25 protein-coding genes are annotated in these 24,628 nt (G+C 72.6%); 16 read left to right on the top strand and 9 right to left on the bottom strand.

Features of this window, described 5'->3' with window-relative positions; all coding sequences use genetic code 11:
* Nucleotides 1-9: 9 nt before the first annotated feature.
* The gene (locus tag FHR78_RS00410; protein ID WP_166759625.1) at nucleotides 10-933 is read right to left on the bottom strand and encodes a PAC2 family protein; all 924 of its coding nucleotides are present in this window, start codon (nucleotides 931-933) and stop codon (nucleotides 10-12) included.
* Nucleotides 934-1,201: 268 nt separating this feature from the next.
* Here FHR78_RS00410 and FHR78_RS00405 point away from each other — a divergent pair, with 268 nt between their 5' ends.
* The 9 genes from FHR78_RS00405 (at nucleotide 1,202) to lnt (ending at nucleotide 11,631) form a co-directional block, all read left to right on the top strand.
* Nucleotides 1,202-1,894, top strand: coding sequence for an HAD family hydrolase (locus FHR78_RS00405; protein ID WP_347877985.1), 693 nt, complete (start codon nucleotides 1,202-1,204; stop codon nucleotides 1,892-1,894).
* Between the two features lie 72 nt (nucleotides 1,895-1,966).
* Nucleotides 1,967-3,040 (top strand): tRNA (adenine-N1)-methyltransferase, encoded by a 1,074-nt coding sequence (locus tag FHR78_RS00400; protein WP_166758575.1) that lies wholly within the window; start codon nucleotides 1,967-1,969, stop codon nucleotides 3,038-3,040.
* Nucleotides 3,041-3,107: 67 nt separating this feature from the next.
* Nucleotides 3,108-4,037 (top strand): FKBP-type peptidyl-prolyl cis-trans isomerase, encoded by a 930-nt coding sequence (locus FHR78_RS00395; protein ID WP_166758574.1) that lies wholly within the window; start codon nucleotides 3,108-3,110, stop codon nucleotides 4,035-4,037.
* Between the two features lie 74 nt (nucleotides 4,038-4,111).
* Entirely contained in the window at nucleotides 4,112-5,140 is a 1,029-nt protein-coding gene (locus tag FHR78_RS00390; RefSeq protein ID WP_347877984.1) for a helix-turn-helix transcriptional regulator, read from the top strand.
* Nucleotides 5,137-6,111 carry a WYL domain-containing protein gene (locus FHR78_RS00385; protein WP_166758573.1) on the top strand — a complete coding sequence of 325 codons (975 nt, stop codon included), beginning with the start codon at nucleotides 5,137-5,139 and terminating at the stop codon, nucleotides 6,109-6,111. The genes FHR78_RS00390 and FHR78_RS00385 overlap by 4 nt, the downstream gene beginning before the upstream one ends.
* Nucleotides 6,112-6,239: 128 nt before the next feature.
* Nucleotides 6,240-6,515, top strand: coding sequence for a twin-arginine translocase TatA/TatE family subunit (gene tatA / locus FHR78_RS00380; RefSeq protein ID WP_166758572.1), 276 nt, complete (start codon nucleotides 6,240-6,242; stop codon nucleotides 6,513-6,515).
* Between the two features lie 3 nt (nucleotides 6,516-6,518).
* Nucleotides 6,519-7,355, top strand: a complete 837-nt coding sequence (gene tatC / locus FHR78_RS00375) for a twin-arginine translocase subunit TatC (RefSeq protein WP_347877983.1) — start codon at nucleotides 6,519-6,521, stop codon at nucleotides 7,353-7,355.
* A 4-nt stretch (nucleotides 7,356-7,359) separates the two neighbouring features.
* Nucleotides 7,360-9,882 carry a DEAD/DEAH box helicase gene (locus FHR78_RS00370; protein WP_166758571.1) on the top strand — a complete coding sequence of 841 codons (2,523 nt, stop codon included), beginning with the start codon at nucleotides 7,360-7,362 and terminating at the stop codon, nucleotides 9,880-9,882.
* Between the two features lie 78 nt (nucleotides 9,883-9,960).
* On the top strand, nucleotides 9,961-11,631 hold the full coding sequence (gene lnt, locus FHR78_RS00365) for an apolipoprotein N-acyltransferase (RefSeq protein ID WP_347877982.1): 1,671 nt from the start codon (nucleotides 9,961-9,963) through the stop codon (nucleotides 11,629-11,631).
* A gap of 86 nt (nucleotides 11,632-11,717) precedes the next feature.
* Here lnt and FHR78_RS00360 read toward each other — a convergent pair whose 3' ends face one another.
* The 4 genes from FHR78_RS00360 to FHR78_RS00345 all read right to left on the bottom strand — a co-directional run bounded on the left by FHR78_RS00360 (nucleotide 11,718) and on the right by FHR78_RS00345 (nucleotide 14,525).
* Nucleotides 11,718-12,083, bottom strand: coding sequence for an RNA polymerase-binding protein RbpA (locus FHR78_RS00360; protein WP_166758570.1), 366 nt, complete (start codon nucleotides 12,081-12,083; stop codon nucleotides 11,718-11,720).
* Nucleotides 12,084-12,169: 86 nt separating this feature from the next.
* Nucleotides 12,170-12,913: a glycerophosphodiester phosphodiesterase family protein gene (locus FHR78_RS00355; RefSeq protein WP_347877981.1), complete on the bottom strand. Its 744-nt coding sequence runs from the start codon at nucleotides 12,911-12,913 to the stop codon at nucleotides 12,170-12,172.
* A 47-nt stretch (nucleotides 12,914-12,960) separates the two neighbouring features.
* Nucleotides 12,961-14,049: an SPFH domain-containing protein gene (locus tag FHR78_RS00350; protein ID WP_166758569.1), complete on the bottom strand. Its 1,089-nt coding sequence runs from the start codon at nucleotides 14,047-14,049 to the stop codon at nucleotides 12,961-12,963.
* 11 nt (nucleotides 14,050-14,060) lie between these two features.
* Nucleotides 14,061-14,525 (bottom strand): NfeD family protein, encoded by a 465-nt coding sequence (locus FHR78_RS00345; RefSeq protein WP_166758568.1) that lies wholly within the window; start codon nucleotides 14,523-14,525, stop codon nucleotides 14,061-14,063.
* Nucleotides 14,526-14,655: 130 nt separating this feature from the next.
* Here FHR78_RS00345 and FHR78_RS00340 point away from each other — a divergent pair, with 130 nt between their 5' ends.
* The 3 genes from FHR78_RS00340 (at nucleotide 14,656) to folE (ending at nucleotide 16,623) form a co-directional block, all read left to right on the top strand.
* Nucleotides 14,656-15,423, top strand: a complete 768-nt coding sequence (locus FHR78_RS00340) for an SDR family oxidoreductase (protein WP_166758567.1) — start codon at nucleotides 14,656-14,658, stop codon at nucleotides 15,421-15,423.
* Between the two features lie 14 nt (nucleotides 15,424-15,437).
* Nucleotides 15,438-15,893, top strand: coding sequence for an NUDIX hydrolase (locus FHR78_RS00335; RefSeq protein WP_347877980.1), 456 nt, complete (start codon nucleotides 15,438-15,440; stop codon nucleotides 15,891-15,893).
* Nucleotides 15,894-16,029: 136 nt separating this feature from the next.
* Complete coding sequence (gene folE / locus FHR78_RS00330) at nucleotides 16,030-16,623, top strand: GTP cyclohydrolase I (RefSeq protein ID WP_166758566.1); 594 nt, start codon at nucleotides 16,030-16,032, stop codon at nucleotides 16,621-16,623.
* A 124-nt stretch (nucleotides 16,624-16,747) separates the two neighbouring features.
* Here folE and dhaM read toward each other — a convergent pair whose 3' ends face one another.
* From dhaM to dhaK, 3 genes are all read right to left on the bottom strand, one after another.
* On the bottom strand, nucleotides 16,748-17,440 hold the full coding sequence (dhaM, locus tag FHR78_RS00325; RefSeq protein ID WP_166758565.1) for a dihydroxyacetone kinase phosphoryl donor subunit DhaM: 693 nt from the start codon (nucleotides 17,438-17,440) through the stop codon (nucleotides 16,748-16,750).
* A gap of 2 nt (nucleotides 17,441-17,442) precedes the next feature.
* A complete protein-coding gene (gene dhaL / locus FHR78_RS00320; RefSeq protein WP_166758564.1) occupies nucleotides 17,443-18,114 on the bottom strand; it encodes a dihydroxyacetone kinase subunit DhaL in 672 nt (223 codons plus the stop codon).
* Between the two features lie 104 nt (nucleotides 18,115-18,218).
* A complete protein-coding gene (gene dhaK / locus FHR78_RS00315; RefSeq protein ID WP_166758563.1) occupies nucleotides 18,219-19,220 on the bottom strand; it encodes a dihydroxyacetone kinase subunit DhaK in 1,002 nt (333 codons plus the stop codon).
* A 272-nt stretch (nucleotides 19,221-19,492) separates the two neighbouring features.
* On the opposite strand from dhaK, the gene FHR78_RS00310 reads away from it, so the two are divergent.
* Nucleotides 19,493-20,185, top strand: a complete 693-nt coding sequence (locus FHR78_RS00310; protein WP_243862027.1) for an MIP/aquaporin family protein — start codon at nucleotides 19,493-19,495, stop codon at nucleotides 20,183-20,185.
* A 134-nt stretch (nucleotides 20,186-20,319) separates the two neighbouring features.
* Nucleotides 20,320-21,837, top strand: coding sequence for a glycerol kinase GlpK (gene glpK, locus FHR78_RS00305; protein WP_166758561.1), 1,518 nt, complete (start codon nucleotides 20,320-20,322; stop codon nucleotides 21,835-21,837).
* 121 nt (nucleotides 21,838-21,958) lie between these two features.
* Here glpK and trpD read toward each other — a convergent pair whose 3' ends face one another.
* Nucleotides 21,959-23,011 (bottom strand): anthranilate phosphoribosyltransferase, encoded by a 1,053-nt coding sequence (gene trpD, locus FHR78_RS00300; RefSeq protein ID WP_166758560.1) that lies wholly within the window; start codon nucleotides 23,009-23,011, stop codon nucleotides 21,959-21,961.
* Nucleotides 23,012-23,120: 109 nt separating this feature from the next.
* On the opposite strand from trpD, the gene ctaE reads away from it, so the two are divergent.
* Together ctaE and qcrC are read left to right on the top strand one after the other, a co-directional pair.
* Nucleotides 23,121-23,765: an aa3-type cytochrome oxidase subunit III gene (gene ctaE / locus FHR78_RS00295; protein ID WP_166758559.1), complete on the top strand. Its 645-nt coding sequence runs from the start codon at nucleotides 23,121-23,123 to the stop codon at nucleotides 23,763-23,765.
* Nucleotides 23,766-23,786: 21 nt separating this feature from the next.
* Nucleotides 23,787-24,626, top strand: coding sequence for a cytochrome bc1 complex diheme cytochrome c subunit (qcrC, locus tag FHR78_RS00290; RefSeq protein ID WP_166758558.1), 840 nt, complete (start codon nucleotides 23,787-23,789; stop codon nucleotides 24,624-24,626).
* Nucleotides 24,627-24,628: the final 2 nt, after the last annotated feature.

Genomic DNA, 24,628 nt, shown 5'->3' with positions numbered 1-24,628 from the left:
CCGTCGCCCCTAGGGGGCGGGCGGCATCCTCGGGTCGTCCGGGCCCTTGCCGTCGTTGCGCCGGAGGTAGCGCTCGAACTCCTCGGCGATCGCCTCGCCGCTGGCCTCGGGGGAGTCGACGGTGTCGCGCGCCTGCTCGAGCTGCTCGATGTAGCCGGCCATGTCGTCGTCGTCCGAGGCGAGGGCGTCGATGCCCTGCTCCCACGCCGCGGACTCGGCCTCGAGGTCGCCGCGGGGGATGCTCACCCCGGCGACCTCGTCGAGCTTCTCGATGAGCGCGAGCGTGGCCTTCGGCGAGGGCGCGGCGTGCACGTAGTGCGGCACCTGGGCCCAGATCGAGACCGTCGGCACGCCGGCCGTCTCGACGGCGTCGCCCAGCACGGACAGGATGCCGACGGGGCCCTCGTAGGTGCTGCGCTCCAGGCCCAGCTCGCCCCGCACCTCCTCGTCGTCGCTGCTGACGAAGACCGAGATGGGGCGCGTGTGCGGCACGTCGGCGAGCATGGCGCCGAGGAACACCACGGCCGACACGTCGTGCACGTCGACGAGGTCGACGACCTCCGCCGCGAACCCCCGCCAGCTGCGCGAGGGCTCGGCCCCGAGCAGCACGAGCACGTCGGGGTCGCCGCCGAGCGGCGGACCCGCCGGCGTCGAGGCGACCACGGGGGAGGCGTGCAGCTGGATGCGCGGCCAGACCAGGGCCCGCTCGCCGTCGTCGTCGTAGCCGACCTGGGGCCGGTTGAACTGGTAGTCGATGTACCGCTCGCCGTCGAGCTCGGCCACGGGCTCGAGCGCCAGGGTGTCGACGATGCTGCGGGCGACGCCGCTGGCGGCCTCGCCGGCGTCGTTCCAGCCCTCGAAGGCGACCACGAGCAGTCGCCCCGCGCCGAACGCCCGGGCCGGCCGCGCCGACGCCGGGCCGGGAGCGCCCACGCCGTCGGGACGCGCCCCTAGGGCCGTCGACTCGTCGGGCGTCGCCTCGTCGGGCGTCGCCTCGTCGGGCGTCGCCTCGTCGGGCGTGGCCTCGTCGGGCACTGCGTCATCACCGGACACGGGATCCTCACCGGCCGGGCACGGTCCCCGGCGTCTCGTCCTCCACGATAGCCGCCCCTCGTCGCCCGGGCGGCGGGGCCCCGCACGGCCGGCGACCCGAGGAGGCGCCCGCACGGACCGCGGGACCGCTCCCGTAGACTCGTGCCCCGTGACCGACCTCCTGCCTGCCGCCGTCCTCTGGGACATGGACGGAACCCTCGTCGACACCGAGCCCTACTGGTTCGAGTCCCAGGTCGACCTCGTCGCCTCCTTCGGGGGCACCTGGACCAAGGAACAGGGCGACACCCTCATCGGCTCCGGCCTCTGGCACTCGGCCCGCGTGCTGCAGCAGCACGGGGTCGACCTGCCCGAGGACGACATCATCGACCGCCTCACCACCGAGGTGCTGACGCGGTGCGCCGAGCACGTGCCGTGGCGCCCGGGGGCCCGCGAGCTCCTCGCCGAGCTCCGCGCGGCCGGGGTGCCGACCGCCCTCGTCACGATGTCGATCCGCCGGATGGCCCAGTTCATGGTCGACGCCATCGGCGACGACTCCTTCGACGCGGTCGTGGCGGGCGACGAGGTCGAGCACAGCAAGCCCCACCCCGAGGCGTACCTGCGCGGCGCCGAGCTGCTCGGGGTCGACGTCGTCGACTGCGTCGCGATCGAGGACAGCGTGCCGGGCCTCGCGTCGGCCGTCGCCGCCGGTGCCGTGGCCCTCGGCGTGGAGCACGCGGCCCCGCTCGCCGACGACGCCGGCTACGTGCGCCGCGACACCCTCGTCGGGGTCGGCCTGGCCGACCTGCGCGAGATGCACGCCGCGGGCCGACGTGCCCGCGAGGCGCACACCAGCGATTCCTGACCCGCGGCGCCCCGCGCCGTCCCCGCCCGCACCGAGGCCCGACCCCGGGCTCCGACAGAGAGCAGCAGCACCATGAGCGCCACCCGCCGACAGTCCGGCCCGTTCCTCGAGGGCGACAAGGTCCAGCTCACCGGGCCCAAGGGCAAGATGAACACCGTCGTGCTCACCCCCGGCGCCGTGTTCCACACCCACCGCGGCATGATCGCCCACGACGACCTCGTCGGCCTGCCCGACGGGTCGGTCGTCGCGAGCACCACCGGCGACGAGTACCTGGCGCTCCGCCCCCTGCTCAGCGACTTCGTCATGTCCATGCCCCGCGGCGCGGCCATCGTCTACCCGAAGGACGCGGCGCAGATCGTCGCGTTCGCGGACATCTTCCCCGGGGCGACCGTCGTCGAGGCCGGCGTGGGCTCGGGCGCCCTGTCGCTGTGGCTGCTGCGGGCGATCGGGCCGGAGGGGCGGCTCGCCTCCTTCGAGCGCCGCCAGGAGTTCGCCGACGTCGCCCAGGGCAACGTCACCAGCTTCTTCGGCGCCGAGCCGCAGAACTGGACGGTCACGGTCGGCGACCTCGTCGACGAGCTCGCCGCCGTCGTGCCCGACGGCACCGCCGACCGCGTCGTGCTCGACATGCTCGCCCCGTGGGAGTGCGTCGACGAGACCGCCGCCGCCCTCACGCCGGGCGGGCTCGTGATCTGCTACGTCGCCACGGCGACGCAGCTCTCCCGCGTGGCCGAGGCCCTGCGCGCCTCCGGCCAGTTCACCGAGCCCGACGCCTCGGAGACGCTCGTCCGCGGCTGGCACGTCGAGGGCCTGGCCGTCCGGCCCGACCACCGCATGATCGGGCACACCGGGTTCCTCATCACGGCGCGTCGGCTGGCTCCCGGGGCCGTGCTGCCCCAGCTCAAGCGCCGCCCGTCGAAGTCCGACTTCTCGGACGAGGACGTCGAGCTGTGGACGCCCGGCGCGCTCGGCGACCGGACGGCGAGCGACAAGAAGCTCCGCAAGACCGCCCGCCAGGCCCGGTCCGCGGCCGACAGCGCGATCGCCGCGACCGAGAGCCTCGCCGACGGCGCCGCTGCCGACGAGTCCCCCGGCGCCGCACAGGGCCCCGGCCCGCTGTCCGGCCCCACGGACGGCCCGCACTAAGCTGTCGTCCGCATCACCAGCGACCCGCCAGTCGCGGCCCCGGCCGCAGCCCCAGGAAGAAGTCCCCGTGCGCAAGATCTCCGCCCTCGTCGTGACCGTCGGCCTGCTCGCCTCGCTGACGGCGTGCGCGACGACCCCCGCACCGGGAGCAGCCGGCTGCCCGCCCACGGGCGACGCGGCCTCCGTCGTCACGGCGACCGGCGCGTTCGGCGAGAAGCCCGACGCGAAGGTGCCCAGCCCGATCGTCACGACCGAGACCCAGGTCTCCACCCTGATCGAGGGCGACGGCGACGAGGTCGTCGAGGGCACGCCGGTGCTCATCGACTACACGCTCTACGACGGCACCACGGGCGCCGAGGTCGAGGACAGCGGCTACGACGGCAGCCTGAACAGCCCCATCACGGTGGGCGGCAACGCCCTGGCCCCGCTCGCCTCCGCCCTCGAGTGCTCCCGGGTCGGCTCGCGCGTGGCCGTGGCGATCAAGGCCTCCGAGCTCTCGGCGTCGGTCAACGGCGGCGCCGGCGAGGCGGACGACTCGCCCGACGCGGCCTACGTCGCCGTCGTCGACATCCGCCAGTCGTTCCTGCCGAAGGCGAACGGCCGTCACGTGCTCGGCGAGCAGGGCATGCCCGCCGTCGTCACCGCGCCGAACGGCGCCCCGGGCATCACCGTGCCCGCGTCCGCCGCCCCGACGTCGCCCGAGTCGCACCTCGTCCTCGACGGCTCCGGCCGTGAGCTGACCGCCGACGACACGGCCGTCGTGCAGTTCACCGCCGTCACGTGGGACTCCCCGTCGACCGTCGCGACCTCGTCGTGGACGAACGGCGGTGCGGCCACGTCCCTCCCGCTCGGCGACGCCCAGATCCCCGACTCGATCCGCGACGCCCTGGTGGGCGCGACGATCGGCTCCCAGGTGATGGTCGTCGTGCCCGCCGACGAGGCCGCGGGCACCCCGTCGCCCCTCGTCTACGTCTTCGACCTCCTGGGCGCCCTCTGAGCCGCCGCGCCGCGTCGACCCGGCTCCCCGTCCGCGGGGCCGCCGGCCTCGCGGGCGTGTCCTAGGATCGAGCCGTGGCCGCCGTCCGCGCTCCGCGCATCCCCGTCGAGGAACGCCTGTTCAGCCTGGTCCTCGCCCTTCTCGCCACCGATGCGGGCCTCACCAAGACCGAGATCCTGTCCACGGTCCAGGGCTACCGGCAGAAGTACGTCTCCGGGGGAGACAACGCCGCCCTCGAGCGGCAGTTCGAGCGCGACAAGGACGACATCCGCGAGCTCGGCGTCCCGCTCGAGACGGTGGACGACCCGTCCGCGGCCGGCGACAACCACCTCCTCCGCTACCGCATCCTGCGGGGCGACTACGAGCTGCCGCTCGACATCTCGTTCTCGCCGGAGGAGACGGCGTTGCTGACGCTCGCGGGCATGGTCTGGCGCGAGGGCACCCTGTCGGCCGAGTCCCGGCGGGCCCTGCTCAAGCTGCGGTCCCTGGGAGGCGCCGCGAGCGTCCCCGAGCTCGACTACGCGCCGCGCGTGCGCAGTCGCGACGCGGCGTTCGAGCCGCTCCGCACCGCCCTCGACCGCGGCGTCGTCGTCCGGTTCGACTACCTCAAGCCCGGCGAGGACGCGCCCCGGCGCCGCGAGGTGGCGCCCTTCGCCCTCGTCCAGCACATGGGCCGGTGGATGGTGTCGGTCGTCGAGCCCGACACCTCGTCGCGCAAGAACTTCCTGCTGTCGCGCATCGTCGGCCCCGTGACGGTGACCTCGAGGTCGTTCCCGCGCCCCGCCGACGCCACGGCGGACTCGGCCCTCGAGGGCCTCGACCGCCTGTGGGAGCAGAACACGGCCACCGTCCGCGCCGTGCCGGGCTCGGACGCCCGCACCCGGCTCGGCAAGCGCCGCGGCACCGTGGTCGGCGACGACGACGTGCTCGTCGTCCACTACAGCGACCGCCAGGTCCTCGCCGAAGAACTGACCGCATTCGGTCCCGAGGTCGTCGTGCTCGCGCCCGCCGAGCTCCGCGCCCTGGTCGCCGACCGCCTCCGCGACCTGGCCTCCGACCACGCGGCCGCCTCCGGCTCCGGCATCGGGGGAGACGCCTCGTGACCGACCGCCGCCCGTCGCTCCACGCGACCGACAAGCTCGCGTTCCTCCTCTCGCTCGTGCCGTGGCTCATCGACCACGAGCGGGTGAGCGTCGCCGAGGCCGCGGCGCACTTCGGCGTGGGCGTCGCCGACATCCGGCGCGCCGTCGAGCTGATCGCGGTCTCCGGCATCCCGGGCGACACCGCCCAGTACCAGCACGCCGACCTGTTCGACATCGCCTGGGACGACTTCGAGCAGAACGACGTGATCGTCCTCACGAACCTCGTCGCCATCGACGACACCCCACGGTTCTCGGCCCGCGAGGCCGCCGCGCTGATCGCCGGCCTGCAGTACCTCTCGTCGCTGCCCGAGAACGCCGACCGGGGCGCGGTCGCCTCCCTCATGTCGAAGCTGTCCCGCGGGGCCTCGGGCGAGCCCAGCCAGGTGGCCGTCGCGCAGGACGAGACCAGCGAGGTCCTTGCGCTCGTCCGGGAGGCCGTCGAGCGCGGCGTGCAGCTCGAGTTCGACTACGCGGGGGTCCGAGGCCTGGTCGAGCGTCGACGGGTCGACCCGCTGCGGGTCGAGTCGCTCGACGCCGACTGGTACCTGCGCGGCTGGGACCACCTGAGGGAGGCGCTGCGCACGTTCCGCCTGGACCGCATCGCGTCGCCCGCCCTCACCGACGTGCGCATCACGCACCGCGCCTCCGACCTCTCGCTGCCCGACGGCTTCTTCGAGGGCTCGCCCGACGACCTCGACGTCGTGGTCGAGATCGACGCCGCCGCGGCGCCCCTGCTCGACGACTACCGTCCCGTCGACGTCGAGGACGCCGGCGACGGCCGGGCCCGGCTGACGCTCCGCGTCGGCCACGTGGGCACGGTGGCGCGCCTCGTGAGCGGGCTCCCCGGACGCGCCCGCGTGGTGGCGCCCGACGAGGCACGGCAGGCCGTGGCCGACTGGGCCGCCGGGGCCGCGGCCCGCTACGACGACTGACGCGCGCTGACCCGAGGGCGGGCGTCCCCGGGGCGCGGCCCGGTGGTTCGACGTCGGCCGGGTCACCAGGTCCGGTGACGGGCCGCGGGTTAGACTGGCCGTCCCCTTCCCGCTAGGAGACACCCCTCATGCTCGGAAACCTCACCGGCTGGCACCTGATCCTCGTCCTGGCGATCGTGCTGCTGCTCTTCGGCGCGCCCAAGCTGCCTGCCCTCGCGAAGAGCATCGCCCAGTCGATGCGCATCTTCAAGAACGAGATCAGCGACGACAAGAAGACCGGCGACGACGACGTCACGCGCTCCTCGTCGGTCCACGACCGCACCACGTCGGTCGACGACGCCCGCCGTCCGTCCGACGCCCCGACCGTCCGCCCGACCAGCGGCGACGACCACCTGAAGAACTGACGCGTGGCCACGACGACGACTCGTGGCACCGACGAGGGCGACCAGGCGCCGCGGGGCTCGAGGAAGCGCTCCGCCGACGGTCGCATGTCCCTGGGCGCGCACCTCGTCGAGCTGCGCAAGCGCCTCTTCCGGTCCGCCCTGGCGCTGATCCTCGCCAGCGTCGCCGGCTGGTTCGTGTCGACGTGGGTGCTCGACCTGCTCCGCGCCCCGGTCCTCACCATGGCCGGGGCCCACGCGAACGAGGCCCTGCTCAACTACGGCCAGATCACGAGCTCCTTCGACCTGCGCATGCAGATCGCCGTCACGGTCGGCGTCGTCCTCAGCAGCCCCGTGTGGCTGTACCAGATCTGGGCCTTCATCGTCCCGGCTCTCGTCCGCCGCGAGAAGCTCTACGCGGTCGGGTTCATCGGGTCGGCGATCCCGCTGTTCCTGCTGGGCTGCCTCAGCGGCGTGTACGTCCTCCCGAACATCGTGCGGGTGCTCACGGGCTTCGTCTCCGAGCAGGACGCCGCGATCATCGACGCGAAGCAGTACTTCGACTTCGTCCTCAAGCTCATCCTCGCCGTGGGCATCGCCTTCGTGCTCCCCGTGTTCCTCGTGCTGCTCAACTTCGTGGGCGTCATCGGCGCGAAGGCCATCATCAAGGGCTGGCGCGTCGCCATCCTCCTCATCACCGTCTTCACGGCCATCGCGACCCCCGCGGCCGACATCTTCTCGATGTTCCTCCTCGCCGTCCCTATGGTCGTCCTCTACTTCGTCGCCGCGGGCGTGGCCTGGATCCACGACCGCGGCGTCGCCAAGCGAGCAGCCGCGCTCGACGCCGAACTCGCCGGAAGGTGACCCCATGACCAGCAGCGACCTCAGCCCGGCCGCCCGCTTCGCCGCCTCGAAGACCCGGGTGCGCACGCCGCAGCTGCAGTCCTTCCGCTCACGGCTCGGCTTCTCGCTCGACCCCTTCCAGGAGGCCGCCTGCGCCTCCGTCGAAGAAGGCTCGAGCGTGCTCGTGGCGGCCCCGACGGGGGCAGGCAAGACCCTCGTCGCCGAGTTCGCCATCCACCTCGCCATGCAGCACCCGAGGGACAAGGTCTTCTACACGGCGCCGATGAAGGCGCTCAGCAACCAGAAATTCCAAGAGCTGGTGGCCGAGTACGGCGCCTCCGAGGTCGGCCTGCTCACGGGCGACACGAACGTGAACTCCCGCGCCCGCATCGTCGTCATGACGACCGAGGTGCTGCGCAACATGATCTACGCGGGCTCCGAGATGCTCGACGACCTCCGCTACGTCGTGCTCGACGAGGTGCACTTCCTGGCCGACCGGTTCCGCGGCGCCGTCTGGGAAGAAGTGATCATCCACCTGCCCCTCGACGTCCGCCTCATCTCGCTCAGCGCCACAGTGTCGAACGCCGAGGAGTTCGGCGACTGGCTGCAGACCGTCCGCGGCGGCACCGACGTCATCGTCTCCGAGGACCGCCCGGTGCCCCTCGACCAGCACGTGCTCGTCGGCGGCAAGTTCCTCGACCTCTTCGACTCGAGCGGCCAGGCAGCCACGAACCGGGTCAACCCCGAGCTGCTGCGCGCCACGTCGCTGTCCCGCCGAGGAGGCGGCAGCCGGCGCGAGCGCGGCGGTCGCGACGGTTTCTCCGGTCGGGGCCCGCGCGGCCACGTCGTGCCGCCCACGCAGCACGCCCAGGGCCGCCTCGACCGCTGGAAGATCGTCGAGATGCTCGACGACCAGAACCTCCTGCCCGCGATCTTCTTCGTCTTCAGCCGCGTCGGCTGCGACCAGGCCGTCAAGCAGGTGCTGCGGTCGGGCATCCGACTGACCACCGCCGACCAGCGCCAGGAGATCCGCGAGATCGTCGAGGCACGGTGCCGCACCCTGCGCGACGAGGACCTCGCCGTGCTCGGCTACTGGCAGTGGCTCGACGGCCTCGAGCGCGGCGTCGCCGCCCACCACGCGGGCCTGCTGCCCGCCTTCAAGGAGGTGGTCGAGGAGCTCTTCCAGAAGAAGCTCGTCAAGGTCGTCTTCGCCACCGAGACCCTGGCCCTCGGCATCAACATGCCGGCCCGCACCGTCGTGCTCGAGAAGCTCGAGAAGTTCAACGGCGAGGCCCGGGTGCCGATCACGCCGGGGGAGTACACGCAGCTCACGGGCCGCGCCGGCCGCCGGGGCATCGACGTCGAGGGCCACTCGCTGATCCAGTGGCAGCAGGGCCTCGACCCCCAGGCGGTCGCGAGCCTCGCCTCCCGCCGCACCTACCCGATGAACTCCAGCTTCCGGCCGACGTACAACATGGCCGTCAACCTCATCGAGCAGTTCGGGCGGTCCCGCACGCGCGAGGTCCTCGAGACGTCGTTCGCGCAGTTCCAGGCCGACCGTGCCGTCGTCGACCTGGCGCGCAAGGTCCGCACCCAGCAAGAGAGCCTCGACGGCTACGCCCGCAGCATGCAGTGCCACCTCGGCGACTTCGGCGAGTACACGACCATCCGCCGCGAGCTCGGCGACCTCGAGAAGCAGGGCGCGGCCCGGGCGGACTCGCAGTCGCGGGCCGAGCACGACCGTCGCCAGCGCCAGCTCGCCGACCTGCGTCGACGGCTGCGCCAGCACCCCTGCCACGCGTGCCCTGAGCGCGAGCAGCACGCGCGCTGGTCCGAGCGCTGGTGGAAGCTCAAGAAGCAGACCGACCAGCTCTCGGCGCAGATCCGGGGCCGCACGGGCGCCGTGGCCAAGGTCTTCGACCGGGTGACCGACGTGCTGCTCGACCGGGGCTACCTCGAGCCGGCCGCCCCGCGGTCGTCGACGTCGGGCGCGGCCGCGCCCACGTCGTCGGGCCGTCGCGGCGACCGCACCGCCGAGGTCGCGGTCACGTCGACGGGCCGGACGCTCCGCCGCATCTACGGCGACCGCGACCTGCTCGTGGCCGAGAGCCTCCGGCTCGGCCTGTGGGACGCCCTCGACGTCCCGTCGATGGCCGCCATGGCGGCCACCCTGGTCTACGAGCCCCGACGCGACGAGGGGCAGCTCAGCGAACGGTTCCTGCCCCGCGGCGCGTACCGCGAGGCCCTCGACGAGACGCAGAAGCTGTGGGCCGAGCTCGACGACCTCGAGCAGGAGCACCGGCTGCCGGGCAGCAACCCGCCGGCTCCCGGCCTCGCGCTCGCCATGCACCGCTGGGCCCGGGGCGCCGACCTCGACAGCGTCCTCGAGGACGCCGAGCTGGCCGCGGGCGACTTCGTGCGCTGGACGAAGCAGACGATCGACCTGCTCGACCAGCTCTCGGTGGTCGCCGACCTGCCGGTCGGGCCCGTCGCCCGCCGGGCGCTCGACGCCGTCCGACGGGGCATCGTCTCGTACTCGGCGGTCTGAGGCGACGGGCTCGGTGACGGCTCCCGACCTGAAGGAGGCGCGTCCCGCCTCCCAGCCTCGCCCCCGTAGGATCGCACGGTGCCCCTCCGCGTGACCGATCTCCGCCTCCCGCTCTGGGCCGCCGTGATCGTCGCCGCGGGCTCGGGCGTCGTGCTCGACGCGGGCTTCCCCGACGGCGACGTCTGGCCGCTCGCGTTCGTCGGCATCGCGCTCGTGCTCGTGTCGCTGCGCGGCCGACGCGCCGGGGGAGCGTTCCTCGTGGCGTTCGTCGCGGGCCTCTCGTTCTACCTCGTGCACGTCTTCTGGGCGACGCTCTACCTCGGGCTCGTGCCCTGGCTCGCGCTCTCGACGCTCGAGGCGCTGATCGTCGGCGGGGGAGGCGTGCTCATCGCCCTCGCCTACCGCTGGGTGCCGCGCGTCTGGCCCGGCGTCGTCGGCCAGACGGTGGTCGTGCCGGTCGTCGTCGCCGGCCTCTGGACGCTGCGCGAGTTCGTCGGGGGCAACTGGCCCTATGGCGGCTTCGCCTGGGGGCGCCTCGCCCTGAGCCAGTCGCAGAGCCCGTTCGCCGGCCTCGTGGCCTGGGTCGGCATCTCGGGCCTCAGCTTCCTCATGGTCGCCCTGGTCGCGGCCCTCCTCCAGCTCGCCCTGCTCGCGACGCTGCCCCGGGCGACCCGGGTCCTGGCCGGCGCCGTGGCCGTCGTCGCCGTGCTCGCGGTGCCCGCGTGGCCGACCTCGTCGAGCGGCACGGCGCGCATCGCGGGCGTGCAGGGCAACGGTCCGGCCGGCTACTTCGACGAGCGCGAGCAGGGCGACCTGCTCAACTCGCAGGTGCTGGCGATGAGCGGCATCCAGCCCGGCGACGACCTCGACCTGATCGTCTGGCCCGAGGGCGGCAGCGACCGCGACCCGACCCGCGACGCCTACGGACGCTACGTCTTCGACGCGATCACCACCGGCTACGACGCCCCGCTGCTGTCGGGCGTCATCACGCAGAGCGACGACGGCGAGACCGTCTGGAACTCGTCGGTGCTCTGGCAGGACGGCGAGGTCCAGGGCCAGTACGACAAGAAGCACCCCATCCCGTTCGGCGAGTACGTGCCCGACCGGTCGTTCTGGCGGCCGTTCGCCCCCGACCTGATCGACCTCATCGCCCGCGACTACACGCCCGGCACCCGGCCGGAGGCGATGACGATCGGCGACTTCACCGCCGGCATCTCGATCTGCTTCGACATCGTCGACGACCAGCTCGTCACGAACATGATGCGCGACGGCGCCCAGGTCATCATCGCCCAGACGAACAACGCCGACTTCGGCGACACCGACGAGAACGCCCAGCAGCTCGCCATCGCCCGCCTCCGGGCGATCGAGACCGCCCGCCCGGTCGTCAACGTCTCGACCGTCGCGTCGAGCCGGGTCATCGACGCGCAGGGCCACATCGTGGCGGGGGTCAGGGACTTCACCGCGGGCACGATGGTCCACTCCGTCGAGCTCGGCTCGGGCACGACGCCGGCCACGGTGGGCAGCCGGGCCGTCGAGCTGTTCGTCTCGTTCCTGGGGCTCGCGGTGCTGGTCCTGTCGCGCGTGCTCATCGGCGGCCGGCGCAGCCGTCGGCGTCGCCTCCTCGACGAGGCGCCGTGGGCCGAGTTCTCCTCCACCGTGCCGGCGACGCGGCGGTCGACGGCGGTCGAGGACGAGCTGTCGGATCCCGGCCAGTTCGACGCCGCGCGTCGCCGCCGCCGCTCGCGCTGAGCCCTCGGCCCGAGCAGCCGGACGCACATCGGCCCCGGTCGTCTCGACGACGACCGGGGCCGATGGTGGGGGAGCGGTGCCGGGGCTCAGGCTCCGATGGCCTGCTTGCCTCGACGTGCCCGGAGGAACGTCAGACGTTCCTCGAGCAGCTCTTCGAGCTCGTCACGGCTGCGACGCTCGAGCAGCATGTCCCAGTGGCTCCTCGGGACCTTGACGTCGCCGGCCTCGATCTCGACGGGCTTGCCGTCGGCGGCGAGCAGACGACCCTCCTGGCCGCTCTTGGGCGACTGCCAGATGTCGGGGATCTCCGCGTCGGCCGCGAAGACCATGTCGAACTCCTGGCCGTCTGCCGTCTGGTAGACGGCCCGCTTCCGGGGCGAGAACTCCACGCCCTCTTCGCTCTGCAGGCTCTGACTGCCGAGCCGCATTCCACGCAAACTGCGATCTGCCATTGTGTGGTCTCCTCTCGCGTTGCAATCTCCCGTTGTAACGTCACGGTGGCCTCGCCTGTTTCGTCCCGGCGGGATTCACAGTGCGCTCACAGTGCTCTGGCAGTGGCCGCCCGCACCTCCGCGAGGGCCAGGTCGGCCCGGTCGGTGATGATGCCGTGCACGCCGAGGTCGAGGAGGCGCCTCATCGCGACGGGGTCGTTCACGGTCCAGACGTGGGTCTCGACGCCGATCGCCTCGAGGTCGCGGACGCGCCGCCTCGTGACGATCCGGAGGGGCCCTTGGCGCTCGGGCACCTGGACGGCGCGGCAGCCGACGAGCACGCGGGCCAGCAGCCGTCGGCGCAGCCACGTGACGGGCACGACGCCCAGGGCGACCGCGACGGCGACGCCGAGCGAGGACGCGGACGTCACCGCGCCGGGCAGCCCGGCGAGGACGCGCCGTCGGATCCGCTGCCCGAACGAGGTGACGAGCACGCGGTGCTCCGCCCCGGCGCGGCGGACGGCCTCGACGGTCGGCCCCACCGCCTCGGCGACCTTGACGTCGATGTTGAAGCAGGTCTCGGGGAACGCGGCCAGCGCCTCCTCGAGGGTGGGCATCTCGTAGCCGCCCTCGAGCCGCACGAGGCTCACCTCGGCGAGCGTCAGGTCACGGACCGAGGCGTCGCGGCCCGCGAGCCGGCCGAGGTCGGGGTCGTGGCTGACCACGGCCACGTCGTCGCTGGTGGCGTGCACGTCGGTCTCGACCCACCGGGCGCCCGACGCGATCGCCTGCGCGAAGGCGGCGGTCGTGTTCTCGGGCACGTCGAGGGCAAGCCCCCGGTGCGCGAGCACCCGTGGCGTCGGACCGTCGAACCAGACGGAGGCGCGGACCGGCACCACTAGGGAGCAGCCGGGGGAGCGGTGGGCGGCACGTCCGTGCTGCCGTCCGAGGCGGCCGGTCCGTCCGACGAGCCGGGTCGCGTCACCGTCGGGAAGCCGAGGTCGGGCTCGCTGCCGAGGTCGACCGTGGTGGCGAGGTCGGGCGTCTGCTCGGTCTCGGAGACCTTCGTCGTGCCGCGGTCGACCCAGCCGGGGGCCGACGGGTCCTTCGGGGCGAAGAAGCCCGAGCCGATGCCCTTGAGGGCCTCGGTCAGCTCGCTCGGGATGATCCAGAGCTTGTTCGCGGTGCCGTCGGCCAGCTTCGGCAGGGTCTGCAGGTACTGGTAGGCCAGCAGCTTCGGGTCGGGGTCGCCGAGGTGGATGGCGTTGAAGACCGTCTCGATCGCCTCGGCCTCGCCCTGCGCGCGGAGCACCTGGGCGCGCGCGTCGCCCTCGGCCCGGAGGATCGCCGACTGGCGCGAGCCCTCGGCCTCGAGGATCTGGGACTGCTTCGTGCCCTCGGCGGTGAGGATGGCGGCACGACGGTTCCGCTCGGCGCGCATCTGCTGCTCCATGGAGTCCTGGATCGACACGGGCGGGTCGATGGCCTTGAGCTCGACGCGTCCGACGCGGATGCCCCACTTGCCGGTGGCCTCGTCGAGCACGATGCGCAGCTGGCCGTTGATGTTGTCGCGGCTGGTCAGGGCCTCTTCGAGGTTGAGGCCGCCGACGACGTTGCGGAGGGTCGTGGTGGTCAGCTGCTCGACGGCGCCGAGGTAGTTCGCGATCTCGTACGTCGCCGCCCGGGCGTCGGTCACCTGGAAGTAGACGACGGTGTCGATCGAGACGACCAGGTTGTCCTCGGTGATGACCGGCTGGGGCGGGAACGACACGACCTGCTCGCGCATGTCGATGAGCGGCCGCACCCGGTCGATGAAGGGCACGAGCAGGTTCAGGCCGGGCATGAGGGTCTTGTGGTACTTGCCGAGGCGCTCGACGACGCCGGCGCTGGCCTGCGGGATGATCCGCACGGCTCGGAACAGCACGACGAGCACGAAGACGACGATGATCGCGACGACGACGACGGTCACGATGGTGGCGGGGTCCATGGAGAGTCCCTTCAGGCGGGGACGACCAGGGCGGTCGACCCTTCGATGGCGGTGACGACGACCGGCGCGCCGGTGTCGAGCACGATCCCGGCGGTCGCCGGGGGAGGCGGGAGGAGGCGGGCGGTCCAGGTCTCGCCGTTGGTCAGCTTGACCTGGCCCCCGTCGGGACCGATCGGCACGACGACCGTGCCGCGGATGCCCATGAGGGCGTCGAGGTTGCTCGGGGTCGGGTCTCCGCCCTTGCCCAGCGCCCGGAGCAGGGGAGGGCGGACGGTGAAGAGCAGCAGGACGGCGATGAGGCCGGCGACGATGACCTGCAGCCACCAGGGAGCCCCGAAGAGCCCCGCGAGGAGGCCGCCGACGCTGCCCACGGCGAGCATGAGGAAGGTCAGCTCGAGCGTCGTGACCTCGACGACCACGAACACGAGCAGCAGCCCGATCCAGATCAGCCACGCCCACTGGGTGACGACGTCCACGTCGGCCTCCTTCGATCGCCGTGGTCGTGACGCTACCAGGGGCACCCGACAGCGGGACGGGGACCGATAGTCTCGACGGGGCCCCTCACGGCCGCCCGAACCACGTCCTCACCACAGTCTGGAGCCCACCGTGTCCAACCCCCTCGCCGCAGGATCGCTCACCGGCAAGCGCGCCCTCGTCACCGGGTCGTCCCGGGGGATCGGGGCCGACACGGTCCGCTACCTCGCCGAGGCCGGGGCCCGCGTGGTCGTCAACTACCGCAACAAGGAGAAGCGCGCCCTGCAGCTCGTCTCGGCGATCGAGGCCGCGGGCGGCGAGGCGATCGCCGTGGGCGCCGACCTGACCGACCCCGCGAGCCTGGACGCCATGTTCGCCCGGGTGCGCGAGTCCCTCGGCGGGCTGGACGTGCTCGTCATGAACGCCTCGGGCGGCATGGAGAGCGGCATGGCCGAGGACTACGCGCTGAAGCTCAACCGCGACGCGCAGGTGCAGCTGCTCACGAGCGCGCTGCCGCTGATGGCGCCGGGGTCGCGGGTCGTGTTCGTCACGAGCCACCAGGCGCACTTCATCCGCACCACCGAGACGATGCCCGAGTACCTGCCCGTGGCGCTGAGCAAGCGCGCCGGCGAGGACGCCCTGCGCGAGATGCTCCCGCAGCTCGAGGCCGCGGGCGTCGAGTTCGTCGTCGTCTCGGGCGACATGATCGAGGGCACCATCACCGCGACGCTGCTCGAGCGGTCGAACCCGGGCGCCATCTCCTCGCGCAAGGAGAGCGCCGGCAGGCTCTACAACGTCGCCGAGTTCGCCGCCGAGGTCGCCTCCGCCGCCGTCGACCCGATTCCCGCCGACCACACGCGCTACGTCGGCGACACGAGCGACTTCGCCCCGCTGAGCTGAGACGGGGGAGCCCCGTGACCGAGCGGATCGTCCGACCGACCTCGCGCCTCCTCGTGCTCGACGAGCACGACCGGCTGCTGCTGATGATGACGAAGGCGCCGGATACGAGCGGCGCCGCCCGCTGGATCACGCCCGGAGGGGGAGTCGACCCGGGCGAGGACCACCCGCAGGCGGCCGTCCGCGAGCTGCTCGAGGAGACCGGCCAGGTCGTCGCCGACGTGGGCCCGGTCGTCCGCGTCGACGACTTCGTCGTCCCGTGGGACGACGCCGACCACACGCACGGCCACGCCGAGTTCTTCGTCGTGCGGCTGCCGCACTTCGAGGTCGTCGACGACGGCTGGACCGACGACGAGCGCGTCGACATCCTCGAGTCACGCTGGTGGTCGCTCGCCGAGCTCGAGGCGACCGACGACCCCGTCGAGCCGGCCGACCTGGCGGCGCTGCTGCGCGAGGTCCTGACGGGCGACTGAGCTGCCCCTCTCGGCATCCTGGCCGGGCGCTGATAATGCACATTATGTCAACTCATCTGTCGGCGACCCCTCCTCCAGGCCGTCGGACAGACCCCGGCAGCCCGGGGCACGCCGGCCCACCTGGCAGACTGGCTCGATGACTCCGCCCCCCGTCGACCGCCCGCGCATCGAGGCGGCCGTCTCCGAGATCCTCGCGGCGATCGGCGAGGACGCGTCCCGCCCCGGGCTCGAGTCGACCCCCCGGCGCGTCGCCGAGGCCTACGCCGAGTTCTTCGCCGGGCTCGACGTCGATGCCGTCGAGCTCGTCCGATCGTCCGCCGTGCCGTCCGGGCCCGGGCAGCTCGGCGAGCTGGTGATCGTCCGCGGCGTCTCGTTCCGGTCGGTCTGCGAGCACCACCTCCTGCCGTTCCTCGGCACGGCCCACGTCGCGTACGTGCCCTCGGACCGCATCGTCGGACTCGGCACGGTCCCCCGGGTGGTCGACGCGCTCGCCTCCCGGCCGCAGCTGCAGGAGCGCCTCGGCGAGGAGATCGCCGACGCCTTCGTCACGGGCCTGGCCCCCGCCGGCGTGCTCGTCGTCCTCGACGCCGTGCACGGCTGCGTCACGACCCGCGGCCCGCGGCAGGTCGGCAGCTCGACGGTCACCTTGGCCAGTCGCGGCGCCCTGGCCGACCCCGTCGCGCGGGCCGAAGCGATCGCCCTGGTGGGGACCGGGGACGGCGACGCCTGACCCCTCGGCCGGACCGCTCACCCGGCCGGTGCGCGACCGGTCCGGCGTGACGACCGGCGCCTGAGGCGGGCTCCCCCGTCGCAGGCCCGGTCGGACCGGGCCCGCGACGTGCGTCCCCTCGAGATCAGGCCTGGCCCGCCTCGCCGAACCCGCTCTCGACCAGCTCGACCAGGTCGTCGACGGCCTGCTGCGCGTCCGGCCCCGTCGCCATGAGCGACACGGTCGACCCGACGCCGAGCCCGAGGCCCATGATGCGGAGCAGGCTCTTGGCGTCGACGCCGTTGACCGTGACGTCGGCCTGGAACCGGGAGGCGTGGGTCACGAGCTCGGCAGCCGGTCGCGCGTGCAGCCCCGTGGCGTTCACCAGCACGGCCGAGCGCTCGACGGCGTCCCCGCCGCGCAGCTCGCGCTCGTCGGCGTGCGGGTCGGCGACGCCCGTCGCGCTGCGGGCCGCATCCGCCACCTGGGCCAGGGTGCCGCCGGTCTCGGCCGCGACGGCCGCGGCCACCGCGCCCTCGACGACCGGGGCGTCCACGACGAGGACGCGCTCCCGCTCGGCGTCGTCGAGGAACTCGACCGCGGTCTCCGAGGTGAGCACGGCAGAGCCCAGGTCGCAGAGCACGACGACTCCCCCGCCGCCCCGGCCGGCCGTGCCGAGCGCGGCCGAGACGGCGTCGAAGCTCGTGCCGATGCCGCCGGCGTCCGTGCCGCCGGCGGCCACGAGGGTGGTGGTGGGCGCCATCTGGCGGGCCAGCTCGACGGTGCCCTCGGCGATCTTGGAGCTGTGGGAGACGATCACGATGCCGACGGAGGCCATGGTCACGCCTCCCCGGAGGTCGTGCGGGCCGACGGGGCGACGGCGGATGCCGCGTCGGCGGCCGCGGCCAGGATGAGGGCCGACGACTGGGCGCCCGGGTCGCGGTGGCCCACCGCCCGTTCTCCGAGGTAGCTCGCGCGGCCCTTCCGGGCGACGAGCGGCTCGGTCGACACGGCCCCCTGGGCGGCGGCGTCCGCGGCGGCCCGCAGCACGGCGGCGGGGTCGTCGCCGGCGTCGGCGGCGGCCTGCGCGGCGTCGGCGGCCGGGGCCCAGGCGTCGATCATCGTCTTGTCGCCGACCTCGGCCTTGCCGCGGAGCACCGCGCCGTCCCGGGCCGCGGCGACGAAGGCCGCGGCGCCCGCGGAGTCGACCTCGGCCGAGTCGCCGAGGGCGCCCGCCCCCTTGAGGAACGCCGTGCCGAGCAGGGGGCCCGAGGCCCCGCCGACGGTGGAGATGAGGGTCGTGGCGACCATCTTGAGCAGGGCGCCCGGGGTCGCGTCGACCGGCTGGTCCCCCAGCTTCGCGCGCACCGCCGAGAAGCCGCGCTCGAGGTTCTCGCCGTGGTCGCCGTCGCCGATCTCGCGGTCGAGCTCGATGAGCGCGGTCCGGTTCTCGGCGACGGTGTCGGCCGCGCGCGCGATGAAGTCGCGCGCCCAGGTGGAGTCCAGTGTCATGTCGTCCTTCTCTTCGGTGTCTTCGTCGGTGTCGATGTCGGTCTCTGTGTCAGGATGCGTCACCGTGCCGCTCCCCCGGCGGCCGGCCGCCGCCCGCGGTCGGGTCAGCGGCCCCGACGCAGGGCGGCGGTCTCGACCGGGGCGTCCCACAGCTCGGTGAGCTCGTCGTCGAGCCGGGTGACGGTGATCGACATGCCCTGCATCTCGAGCGAGGTCACGTAGTCGCCGACGAGCGTGCGGGCGACCTCCACGCCCTTCTCGGCCAGCACCTCCGCGGCCCGACGGAACGCGACGTACAGCTCGACGAGCGGCGTGCCGCCCATGCCGTTGACGAACAGCAGCACGCGGTCGCCGGACGCCGTGCCCAGGTCGTCGAGGACGGCGCCGAGCAGGCGGTCCACGATCCTGTCGACCGGCTCGAGCGGCACGCGCTCGCGCCCTGGCTCGCCGTGGATGCCGATGCCGATCTCGACCTCGTCGTCGGCCAGGGTGAAGCTCGGCTCGCCGGCGTGCGGGACGACGCCCGCCGTGAGCGCGACGCCCATGGACCGCGTCGCGGCGTTGGTGCGACGCGCGATCTCGGCCACCTGCTCGAGCGAGTCGCCCCGCTCGGCCGCGGCGCCCGCGGTCTTCTCGACGACGACCGTCCCGGCCACGCCCCGGCGACCGGCCGTGTAGAGCGAGTCCTTGACGGCGACGTCGTCGTCGACGAGCACCGACGCCACGGTGACGCCCTCCGCCTCGGCCAGGTCGGCGGCGGTCTCGAAGTTGAGCACGTCGCCCGTGTAGTTCTTGACGATGTAGAGCACGCCCGCTCCCCCGTCGACGGCCAGCGTGGCGGCGACGATCGGGTCCGGGGTCGGCGACGTGAAGACGGGGCCGGGCACGGCCGCGCTGAGCATCCCGTGGCCGACGAACCCGGCGTGCAGCGGCTCGTGGCCGCTGCCTCCGCCGCTGACGATCGCGACCTTGCCTGCGACGGGCCCGGAGGCGCGACGCACGAAGGTCGGGTCGTGCGAGACGACCAGCAGGTCGGGGTGGGCGGCGCCCATGCCGGCCACCGCCTCCTCGACGACGTCCTTCGGATCGTTGATGAGCTTCTTCATCGAAGTCCCTCCCTGGAACGGGCGCGGTGCGCGGACGGCACCGTCGCGACTCGAAGCTACTCCGGGGCGGGCACGCGCAGGCGGGTCTCGCGACGTGCCGCGTGCACATATGTGCACGCAGGGTGATTCGGCTAGCGGACGGGTGCTTCCGCGGGTCTATGGTGATGCCACACGCTCACCGCGGAGGTGCACAGTGGCACCCCGCCCGACGACTAAGGAAGGTCGACGTGGACCTGGGAACGATTTTTCTCTCTGAGCTGGTGGGCACCGCCATGCTCCTCACCCTCGGTGGCGGCGTGGTCGCCAACGTGGCCCTCACGAAGTCGAAGGGCTTCAACGGCGGCACCCTGATGGTGAACTTCGGCTGGGGCCTCGCGGTCTTCGCCGGCATCGCGGTCTCGTACAAGTCGGGAGCGCACCTCAACCCCGCGGTCAGCATCGCGCAGCTGATCCTCGGCAACATCGACTTCCCGCAGTTCCTGGTCTACGTGGCCGCCCAGATGGTCGGTGCGATCCTCGGTGCGGTCATCGTGTGGCTGGCCTACAAGAACCACTTCGACGAGGAGCCCGACCCGGCCTCGAAGCTCGGCGTGTTCTCGACCGGCCCGGCGATCCGCAACTACGGCTGGAACCTCGTCACCGAGATCATCGGCACGTTCGTCCTCGTCTTCGTCATCATCGCCTTCACGAACGGCAGCGCGGCGCCCGTCGACCTCGGCGGCCTCGGCGGCCTGGCCGTGGCCCTCCTGGTGGTCGGCATCGGCGCCTCCCTCGGCGGCCCGACCGGCTACGCCATCAACCCGGCCCGTGACCTCGGCCCCCGCATCGCCCACGCCTTCCTGCCCATCAAGGGCAAGGGCTCGAGCGACTGGTCCTACGCCTGGGTGCCCGTCGTGGGCCCCCTGGTCGGCGGCGCGCTCGCGGCGCTGCTGTCGTACCCGCTCCTCCCCCTCATCAACGGCTAGCAGGCCTCGGGCCAGCGGACCACCACACCCGTTCCACGACTGCACCGCGGGGACACCCGGGACGCGCCCCGGCCGAGGCCGGGGCGTGTCCGCCCTCTGCTGTGCGCACCATCAACGACGAAGGAGAACACCCCGTGAGCGACGACTACATCCTGGCGATCGACCAGGGCACCACCAGCACCCGAGCCATCATCTTCGACCACTCGGGCTCGATCGTGTCCACCGGCCAGAAGGAGCACGAGCAGATCTTCCCCCGTGCCGGCTGGGTCGAGCACGACCCCGCCGAGATCTGGGAGAACACCCGCGAGGTCATCGGCCAGGCGCTGTCGCGCGCCGACATCACGCGCCACAACATCAAGGCCGTGGGCATCACCAACCAGCGCGAGACCGCCGTCGTCTGGGACAAGACCACCGGCAAGGCCGTCTACAACGCGATCGTCTGGCAGGACACCCGCACGCAGTCCATCGTCGACCGCCTCGCCGCGGACGGCGGGGTCGAGCGCTTCAAGCCCGTCGTCGGCCTGCCCCTCGCGACGTACTTCTCGGGCACCAAGGTCGTCTGGATCCTCGAGAACGTCGAGGGCGCCCGCGAGAAGGCGGAGGCCGGCGACCTGCTCTTCGGCACGACCGACACCTGGGTGCTCTGGAACCTCACCGGCGGCACGGACGGCGGCGTCCACGTCACCGACGTGACCAACGCCTCCCGCACGCTCTTCATGGACCTCGAGACGCTCGAGTGGCGCGACGACATCCTCGAGGCCTTCGACGTGCCCCGCTCGATGCTCCCCGAGATCAAGAGCTCGTCCGAGGTCTACGGGACGGTCGAGGCGTCCAGCCTCCTCCGCGAGGTCCCGATCGCCGGCATCCTCGGCGACCAGCAGGCCGCCACCTTCGGCCAGGCCGCCTTCGACCAGGGCGAGTCCAAGAACACCTACGGCACCGGCAACTTCCTCATCTTCAACACGGGCGAGGAGATCGTCCACTCGAAGAACGGCCTGCTCACGACGCTGGGCTACAAGCTCGGCGACGCCGCGCCGCACTACGCGCTCGAGGGCTCGATCGCGGTCACCGGCTCGCTGATCCAGTGGCTGCGCGACAACCTGGGGCTCATCGGGTCCGCGGCCGAGGTCGAGGAGCTCGCGAAGAGCGTCGAGGACAACGGCGGCGTCTACTTCGTCCCCGCGTTCTCCGGCCTGTTCGCGCCGTACTGGCGCTCCGACGCCCGTGGCGCCCTCGTCGGCCTCACGCGCTACGTCAACAAGGGCCACATCGCCCGTGCGGCGCTCGAGGCGACGGCTTTCCAGACCCGCGAGGTGCTCGACGCCGTCAACGCCGACTCGGGCGTCGACCTGACCGAGCTCAAGGTCGACGGCGGCATGACCGCGAACGACGCGCTCATGCAGTTCCAGGCCGACATCCTGAACGTGCCCGTGGTGCGTCCGGTCGTCGCCGAGACGACGGCCCTGGGCGCCGCCTACGCGGCCGGCCTCGCGGTCGGCTTCTGGGAGACGCTCGACGACCTGCGCAGCAACTGGCAGGAGGACAAGCGCTGGACGCCGGCCATCGAGGCCGACGAGCGCGACCGCACCCTCCGCCTCTGGAAGAAGGCCGTGACCAAGACCTTCGACTGGGTCGACGAGGACGTCAACTGACGCCTGCCTCCCCGAGGCGACAGCACGAGGGCCCGTTCCGACCGGAACGGGCCCTCCGTCGTGTCCGGCGCCGGCCGGTCACCGGTCACCGGCCCCAGGCCGAGGAGGCGGCCGTCACGACTCAGCGACGGGTCGCGGCCACCCACGCGTCCAGCTTGCGGGAGGCGGCGCCCGAGTCGACCGCCTCGGCCGCGACGACGAGCTGCTCGCGGAAGCGGGCGAGGATCGGGCGGTCGCGCTGGGCAGGGTCCCGGGCCAGCCGGTACGACACGAGGCCCGCCGCCGCGTTCAGCAGCACGATGTCGCGCACCGGGCCGGTCTCGCCCGCCAGCACGCGTCGGGCGACGTCGGCGTTGTGCGCGGCGTCGCCGCCGACCAGGTCGGCGATGGAGGCGCGCGGCACGCCCAGCTCGACGGGGTCGAGGTCGTGCTCGGTGACGGAGCCCGCCGAGACCTCCCAGATGTGGCTGTGGCCGGTCGTCGTGAGCTCGTCGAGCCCGTCGTCGCCGCGGAACACGAGCGCCGTCGCCCCGCGGGTCTGGAACACGCCGACGATCAGGGCAACCTTCTCGGGCGAGGCGACGCCGACCGCGCTGGCCTCGGGCCGCGCGGGGTTGACCAGCGGGCCGAGGAAGTTGAACACGGTCGGGACGCCGATCTCACGGCGGACGGCTGCCGCGTTGCCGAACCCCGGGTGGAAGGCGGCCGCGAAGGCGAACGTGAGGCCCACCTCCTCCAGGACGGCCGCGACGCGGTCCGCCCCCAGGCCGAGATCGATGCCGAGGGCCGCCAGGACGTCCGACGAGCCCGACGACGAGCTCGCGGCCCGGTTGCCGTGCTTGATCACCGGGACGCCCGTCGCGGCGACCACGATCGACGCCATCGTCGACACGTTCACGGTGCCGAACCGGTCGCCGCCCGTGCCGACGATGTCGACGGCCATGGAGTCGACCGGGAGGGGCACGGCGTGGGCCAGCACGGCGTCGCGGAAGCCCACGATCTCGTCGACCGTCTCGCCCTTCGCGCGCAGCGCCACGAGGAACGCGCCGAGCTGCGCCGGGGACGCCTCGCCGACCATGACGCGCTCCATCGCCCACGTCGCCTCGCTGATCGAGAGGTCGCGCCCGGAGAGCAGCTGGTCGATGAGGAAGGGCCAGGTCAGGTCGTGCATCATGCCGCCAAGGCTAGCGGCGGACAGGGTGCCCCATGACATAGCTCGTCGTCAACGCAAAATCGACCGCCCGGGGTTTCCTGCGCAAACCCTGGGCCACTTACCAGGCATAATGGACCGCGTGACAAGTACCTCTCTCTCGAGACCTTCTGCAGGACCGGTCGTGAACCGGCCGAGCACGGTTGCCGTGGGCACCATCGTGTGGCTCGGCAGCGAGGTCATGTTCTTCGCCGGCCTCTTCGCGATCTACTTCACGCTGCGCAGCACCTCCCCCGGGCTGTGGGCGGCCGAGACCGCCAAGCTCGACGTGCCGTTCGCGCTGACGAACACGATCATGCTCGTGCTGTCGTCCGTCACGTGCCAGTTCGGCGTGTTCGCGGCCGAGCGCATGCAGGCGCGGCGCACCGGCAAGCTCTTCCAGGTCGGCTCCTGGGGCATGGTCGAGTGGTTCTTCCTCACCTACTCCATGGGCGCGGCGTTCATCTGCCTGCAGGTGTTCGAGTACGCGCACCTGATCTCCGAGCACGTCACCCTGAGCTCGAGCGCGTACGGCTCCGCCTTCTACATGACGACCGGGTTCCACGGGGCCCACGTCATCGGCGGCCTGATCGCGTTCCTGCTCACGATCGGCCGTGCCTTCGCCGTCAAGAACTTCGGGCACAAGGAGGCCACGACCGCCATCGTGGTCTCGTACTACTGGCACTTCGTCGACGTGGTGTGGATCGGCCTCTTCATGGTCGTCTACGTCCTCAAATAGGCATTGGATCCCTCGCACAGCATGTTCCTCAAAAGCTCCTCGCCCTCGTCCGACGCCCGCGCCTCGAAGCGGCGCCCGGCCAAGACCGGCCGCCGCAGCCCCCTGGCCACCGCCTCGCTCCTCCTGGTCGGCCTGCTGACCACGGGCGGGGCGTACGCCCTGTTCTCGTCCACGGCCACCGCCGACGAGAGCACCACCTCCGCCGCCTCGCAGCAGAGCATCGACGAGGGCCAGAAGCTCTTCGCCTCGAACTGCGCCACCTGCCACGGCCTCGCCGCCGACGGCACCGGCGAGGGCCCCAGCCTCATCGGCGTGGGCGCCGCCTCGGTCGACTTCCAGGTCGGCACGGGCCGCATGCCCATGGCGGCCAACGGCCCCCAGGCTGAAGAGAAGCCGACGCAGTTCACCGACGACCAGGTCTACGACCTCGCCGCCTACGTCGCCTCGCTGGCCCCCGGGCCCGCGATCCCCGACGACGAGTACCTGCAGGCCGACGGCGACACCACGAACGGCGCCGAGCTGTTCCGCATCAACTGCGCCATGTGCCACAACGTCGCCGGTGCCGGAGGCGCCCTCACCGAGGGCAAGTACGCCCCCGCCCTCGACGGCGTCAGCAGCGCGCACATCTACGAGGCCATGCTCACCGGCCCGCAGAACATGCCCGTCTTCAACGACCTCAACCTGTCCCCCCAAGACAAGGCCGACGTCATCACCTACCTCAAGTACCTGGAGAAGAACCCGTCCCCCGGCGGGTTCGAGCTGGGGAGCCTCGGCCCCGTCGCCGAGGGCCTCTTCATCTGGATCTTCGGCCTCGGCGCGATCGTCGCGGTGACCATCTGGCTCACCGCCCGGTCCAACTGACC

It is taken from the genome of Frigoribacterium faeni (genome assembly GCF_011761235.1).
Lineage (GTDB): Bacteria > Actinomycetota > Actinomycetes > Actinomycetales > Microbacteriaceae > Frigoribacterium > Frigoribacterium faeni_A.
This window is presented reverse-complemented; position numbering and strand designations above follow the sequence as displayed.